This window comes from Bradyrhizobium genomosp. I (2014) (assembly GCF_000261685.1).
In the GTDB taxonomy this organism is placed as follows: domain Bacteria; phylum Pseudomonadota; class Alphaproteobacteria; order Rhizobiales; family Xanthobacteraceae; genus Bradyrhizobium.
Genome location: NZ_AJQE01000225.1, coordinates 1 through 6,018 on the forward strand (window position 1 = coordinate 1; position 6,018 = coordinate 6,018).

Annotated in this window: 4 protein-coding genes and 2 pseudogenes; 5 read left to right on the top strand and 1 reads right to left on the bottom strand. The window is 66.0% G+C overall.

What is annotated here, in order from left to right:
- The 4 genes and pseudogenes from IC50_RS21470 to IC50_RS21485 all read left to right on the top strand — a co-directional run.
- Positions 1–375: pseudogene (locus tag IC50_RS21470) on the top strand (metal-dependent phosphohydrolase); the annotation flags it as partial.
- A gap of 113 nt (positions 376–488) precedes the next feature.
- Complete coding sequence (locus IC50_RS21475) at positions 489–1,379, top strand: alpha/beta fold hydrolase (protein ID WP_035709341.1); 891 nt, start codon at positions 489–491, stop codon at positions 1,377–1,379.
- Positions 1,380–1,610: 231 nt separating this feature from the next.
- Positions 1,611–3,134 carry an FAD-dependent oxidoreductase gene (locus IC50_RS21480; protein WP_035709344.1) on the top strand — a complete coding sequence of 508 codons (1,524 nt, stop codon included), beginning with the start codon at positions 1,611–1,613 and terminating at the stop codon, positions 3,132–3,134.
- A gap of 129 nt (positions 3,135–3,263) precedes the next feature.
- On the top strand, positions 3,264–3,839 hold the full coding sequence (locus IC50_RS21485) for an HdeD family acid-resistance protein (RefSeq protein ID WP_035709348.1): 576 nt from the start codon (positions 3,264–3,266) through the stop codon (positions 3,837–3,839).
- 84 nt (positions 3,840–3,923) lie between these two features.
- Here IC50_RS21485 and IC50_RS21490 read toward each other — a convergent pair whose 3' ends face one another.
- Entirely contained in the window at positions 3,924–5,663 is a 1,740-nt protein-coding gene (locus IC50_RS21490; protein WP_035709350.1) for a methyl-accepting chemotaxis protein, read from the bottom strand.
- Positions 5,664–5,731: 68 nt separating this feature from the next.
- Here IC50_RS21490 and IC50_RS43210 point away from each other — a divergent pair.
- Positions 5,732–6,018: pseudogene (locus IC50_RS43210) on the top strand (ethanolamine ammonia lyase large subunit); the annotation flags it as partial.

The following is a 6,018-nucleotide window of genomic DNA, read 5'->3' on the forward strand; positions in this document are numbered from 1 at the left end:
CCGGAGCGCATTGCTCGCGCCATCGAAGGGACGCGCTTTCCCGCCCGTGAAGGCCAGGAATATGACGAGGAAGCCTCGATCCTGCGCGCGGCCGACTTCATCGGCCAGCTCGGCGATCCCAACTATCTGCGCAAGGCCAACGCGCTCTATTACGAGTTCGAGGAGGTCGGCATCAACCGTCAGCTCGGCTACGACTCGCCCGCCGACATCGTGAACCGATATCCGCAATTCTATTGGAACAGCGTCGCACCGCACATCCAGACAGAGATCGGCTATCTCAACAAGACCGAGATCGGCCGGCAGTGGATCGCCAACCTCTACAGCAACGTGTTCCGCGCCGAACGCGACATCTCGCTATCGGGTCCGCAGAGATAGGCCGGGTTCCCGTAGTCCGGATGAGCGGGGCGATATCCGGGGGCGGTGACGCCTGATCCCGGATTTCGCCGCGCTCATCGGGACCACGATCGCGATCAACCGGTGAGCAAATCATGCGACAAAGAACCGTCACCACGGATGTCCTCGACATCGCCTATCGCGAATACGGCGCGCCGGACGGTTGGCCCTGCATCCTCGGGCACGGCTTTCCCTACGACGTGAACGCCTACGCGGAAGCCGCGCCGATCATTGCCGAGGCCGGCGCGCGGGTGCTGGTGCCCTGGCTGCGCGGCTATGGGCCGACGCGGTTTCGCTCCGCCAAGAGGCTGCGCTCCGGCGAGCAGGCGGCGCTTGGTGCCGATCTGCTGGCCTTCATGGATGCGCTCGGCATCGCGCGCGCCATCGTGGGCGGCTATGACTGGGGCGGCCGTGCGGCTTGCGTGGTCTCGGCGCTCCATCCGGAGCGCGTGATCGGGCTCGTCTCCGGCAATTCCTACAACATCCAGAACATCGCTCGCGCCATGGAGCCGACTTCGCCGCCAGAGGAGGCGGCGCTCTGGTATCAATATCTCTTCCACAACGAGCGCGGCCGCCGCGCGCTGGAGCGCAACCGCCGCGGCTTTGCCCGCCAGCTCTGGACGATGTGGTCGCCAAAATGGGCGTTCGATGACGCGACGTTCGAGACAGCCGCCGCGTCCTTCGACAATCCTGATTTCGTCGATGTCGTGATCCACTCCTACCGCCACCGCTACGCGCTGGTGGCGGGCGACCCCGCCTATGCCGCGATCGAGGCCAGGCTCGCCGCCCAGCCGCCGATCCGCGTCCCGACGATTGCGATCGACGGCGACAGCGACGGCGTCAATCCCGGCACCGCGCACCACGCGCGCAAGTTCGAGGGATATTTCGAGCGGCGCGTCTTCAAGGATGCCGGTCATAATCTGCCGCAGGAACGGCCGGCCGAATGGGCGCGGGCGGTGCTCGAGGTGCGCAATGCGGCCAGTTAGAGCCTGATTTATCGTCCTGCCGACCGGCCGGGTCCGCCGGCCGTCCGATCTTTCCTGATTTGGGGAACCTTTTCCGATTGAGGCCGTCCAAGCTGAGAGGCGCCGCTGTGGCCGGCCCGTCGCCAGGAGGGTTCTTGATAGGGGGGTTCTTGATGAAGTCACAAGTGCGTGGGCTGGAGCGTGTCGCGGTGGGTCGGGCGGGTGATCCGCGCTAGCTTGAGGAGACATGCCATGACCGAGAAGAGGAAGCCGAGCGGTCCCGACCTGACCAAAGGCGTGTCGCTGACCGACTTCAAGGAAGCCAAATTGCTCGGCCACGTCGGTGAGGAGGATGTCCTGCTGGTGCAGGCCGGCAGCGAGATCTTTGCGATCGAACCGGCTTGCAGCCACTACCACGGCCCGCTCGCGGAGGGGCTGGTGGTTGGCGACACCATCCGCTGTCCCTGGCATCACGCCTGCTTTTCCTTGCGATCGGGCGAAGCCACGCGTCCGCCGGCGCTGAATGCGCTGGCGGTATGGGAGGTGATGCGTGATCGCGACAAGATCATTGTTCAGCGCCGGCGCGAGGCGCCAAAACCGTCCGCAGCTCGTCGCAGCGCGCCGACGCCGGACAAATTCGTCATCGTCGGCGGAGGTGCGGCCGGATTCGCCGCGGCCGAGACGCTTCGGCGTGAGGGCTTTGCCGGTGCCATCACCATGCTCAGCGATGACGGTGCTATGCCGGTCGACCGGCCCAATCTCTCCAAGGACTATCTTGCCGGCAGCGCCCCGGAGGACTGGCTGCCGCTGCGGGGCGCGGACTACTATCAGGACGCCGGCATCGATCTCAGGCTGAACACGAATGTCTCCGCGATCGATGCGAAGACGCGCAGCGTCACGCTGGGCAACGGCGACAGGCTGTCGTTCGACCGGCTGCTGCTCGCGACCGGCGCCGAGCCGGTCAGATTGCAGGTCCCGGGCGCGGACCAGCCGCATGTCCACACCTTGCGCTCCGTTGCCGACAGCCGCGCTGTCATCAAGACGGCGGGCAGCGCCAGGCATGCGCTGGTGATCGGCGCGAGCTTCATCGGCCTCGAAGTCGCGGCGTCCTTGCGGGCGCGCAAGATCGAGGTGCATGTGGTCGCGCCGGAAGAACGGCCGATGCAGAAGGTGCTCGGCGCCGAGATGGGCGACTTCGTCCGGTCGCTGCATGAGGAGAACGGCGTCGTCTTCCACTTGAAGGATACGGTGGAAAAGCTCGCTGGCATGCGCGCGACGCTGAAGAGCGGCGCCGTCATCGAGGCTGACCTGGTTGTGGTCGGCATCGGCGTCAAGCCGCGCCTCGCGCTCGCCGAGCAGGCGGGGCTTTTCGCCGATCGCGGCGTGAGCGTGTCCGAATATCTGGAAACCAGCGTCGCCGGCATCTTCGCCGCCGGCGACATCGCGCGCTGGCCTGATCCGCATTCGCGGCAAACCATCCGCGTCGAGCATTGGGTCGTGGCGGAGCGGCAGGGCCAGACCGCAGCGCGCAACATGCTCGGCAAGCGCGAGCGCTTTGATGCGGTGCCGTTCTTCTGGAGCCAGCACTACGACGTGCCGATCAACTATGTCGGCCACGCCGAGAGCTTCGACGACATCGCGATCGACGGCAGTATCTCCGGAAGGGACTGCCTGCTGAAGTACCGCAGGGCCGGTCGGGTGCTTGCGGTCGCTTCAATTTATCGCGATCTCGACAATCTCAAGGCCGAATTGGAGATGGAGCGGTCGCACGCCTGAAGCGCCGCATTCGGTCTTGATTTGCGTCAATATTGCTGCAGGCGAGGGCTGCTCTGCTGGCTGTTGTCCCGGTACGGTGCGTGCTATCCTGGCGTGTCCCCGCGGGCTTCGCATGCAGGAGTGGCTGCCATGACAAGTACTTCAGATGCGTCTCATCCTTCCAGTCTCGGCTCGGGTATCTCGGCGCTACATGCCAAATGGGGCTGGATCGTTGCCCTCGGCGTCGTTTACCTCATCGCCGGCTTCGTCGCGCTCGGCAGCATGGTGATGGCAACGGTGGCGAGCGTGATCGTGGTCGGCGCGATGATGATCGTTGCCGGCGTGACCGAGGTGATCGGCGCATTCCAGGTGAAAAGCTGGGGCAAGTTCCTGATCTGGGCCTTGCTCGGCGTGCTCTACATCGTTGCCGGATTCCTCACCTTCGAGAACCCGCTCTTCGCCGCCGTGCTGCTCACTCTCTTTCTCGGCGCTTCGCTGCTGGCCTCCGGCGCAGTCAGGCTGTTTCTCGCCTTCAGCATGAAGCGCGAAAGCCCCTGGGTCTGGGTGGCGCTGTCGGCGGTCATCACGCTGCTGCTCGGGCTGCTGATCCTGGCGCGCTGGCCGGTGAACAGCGTCTACATCCTCGGTCTGTTCCTCGGCATCGACCTGATCATGGCGGGCGCAGGCTGGGTCAGCCTGGGCCTCGGCCTGAAGCAGCGGCGTTAGGCCAGCAGGCCATCAACTCGACGCGGGACCATCCTTGGGAACTCCGTTTTTTTGCCGGAGGCCTCTTCGGCGGCATCCGCGTCGCTATCCCGCCTTCGCGATGCGGACGTCCGCCGACCCCGACCGCAGGTTCTGGAAGAACTTCTCCACCTCGCGCGACAGCGTGTCCGCCGTCGCGGTCAGGCTGCTTGCCGCCGTCAGCACCGAAGCTGCCGCCGTGTCGGTCTCGCCGATGGCGTCGCGCAGCGAGGTGATGTTGGCCACCAGCGTCTCGTTGCCCTGCGCGGCGCTTTGTGCATTGGACGAGATCTCGCGCGTGGCGGCGTCCTGCTGACTGACGGCGCCGGCGATCGCCGATGTAACCTCGTTGATCTCGCGCACCGCGCCGCCGATCTCGCGGACGGCGTCGACCGCGTTGCGGGTCGAGGCCTGGATCATCGCGACGTTCTCGCTGATCTCGGCCGTGGCCTTGGCGGTCTGGCCCGCGAGCGCCTTCACCTCATGGGCGACCACGGCAAAGCCGCGGCCAGCATCGCCGGCGCGCGCGGCCTCGATGGTGGCGTTCAGCGCGAGCAGGTTGGTCTGTTCGGCGATCGCCTGGATCAAATTGAGCACACCGTCGATGCGCTGCGTGGCCGCGGCGAGGCTCTCGATCTCGGAGATCGACTTCTCGGTGCGCTGGCCGGTCTGCTCGACCGCGCCGGCGCTCTGCCGCACCTGGCGGCCGATCTCCACCACCGAGGCCGACAGTTCCTCGGCCGCGCCTGCGACCGCCGTGACGTTGTGCGAGGCCTGCTCGGTGGCGTTCGCCGCGGTGCCGGCGCGGCTGCTCGCATCCGCAGTGACACGCGTGATGCTCTGCGCGGTTTCGCGCATGACCGACGCGTTGTCGCCGAGGCCGCGCATGATCGCACCGATCGCCTCGCGAAACTCCTCGACGGACCGTTCGATGTCGCGGGCGCGCTTCTCGCGTGCGGCGGCGTCCTGCGACACTTGCGAGGCGAGGTTGCGGTTGCGGCCCATGGCGTCCTGGAACACCTGGATTGCGCGGGCCAGCGCGCCGATCTCGTCGGCGCGGTCCGAGTGCGGCACCACGACATTTTCGGCGCCGTCGGCGACCTGCTTGATGGTGGCGGTGATCGAGGCGAGCGGCCGGGCGATCGAGCGGGCGATGATGACGATGCCGATCGCAACGAGGGCCAGCGCTATGCCGCCGAGGCAGGTCAGCACGAAGGACAATTCCCGATTGGTCTCGGTCTGCTGCGCGATCTGCCTGGCGCGCTCGGCATAGACCTTGGACAGCGCCTCGAGATCCTTGTTCAGCGCCGAGCGCACCGCGCGGTTGGCGTCGTTGTCGCCCCATTCCCGGCCCGCGGCCGCGTTGATCTCGACGCCGCGGCGCACCAACTCCTTGCGGAACTCGACGAACTGCTCGATGCGCTGCTTGAAGGTGGCAAACTGCCTGGCATCGTCGGCTTTGACGATGGTCTCCCAGCGCTTCACGACGTCGAGGATCTGGGCGTTGAACTTGAGCAGGCCGTCGCCGTACTTCTTCACGACCTTGGGTTCGGTCGACATGTAGACGCCGCGCGATTCCATCACGACCGCATAGACCAGCGAGTTGACGCGCTCGACGTTCAGCGCGGCGGCATTCGCCGTCTCGATCGCGCTGGTCAGGTCGGCGCTGCGGCGGCTGTTGTAGTCGGACAGCATCGCGATCGCCGCCGTGAGCAGCGCGAACAGTGCGAAGATCGCGTAGAGCTTGGTGGCAAGCGTGAAGCGGCCTGCCAGCTCAGTGGCATTCCCAGATCGGTCTGATGTCATGGTGTTCAGGGGCCCGGAATGGCCTGAAGCGGCCGGTGAACGGGGTCGTGCGAAATTGATGCAAAACTATGCGGAATGAAGATGGACGCGGCGTTAACGCGCCCGTTGCCCTCTCTTCGTCCTTGGTCGAACGAAAGGTAAGATATTTCAGCGTCTTGATCCGAAGGTATAGTTTCGGGATAGTCTTGGAGTCGGCCGTTGGCCGACGAATCCCGGAGAGGCCCTTGGTCTACCGCCATACCATCGACGCCACGAGCTACACGTTTCCGGACCTGCGCGACCTCCTCGCCAAGGCGACGCCGCCGCGCTCCGGCGACCGGCTGGCCGGGGGCGCCGCCGACACAGCCGCGCAGAT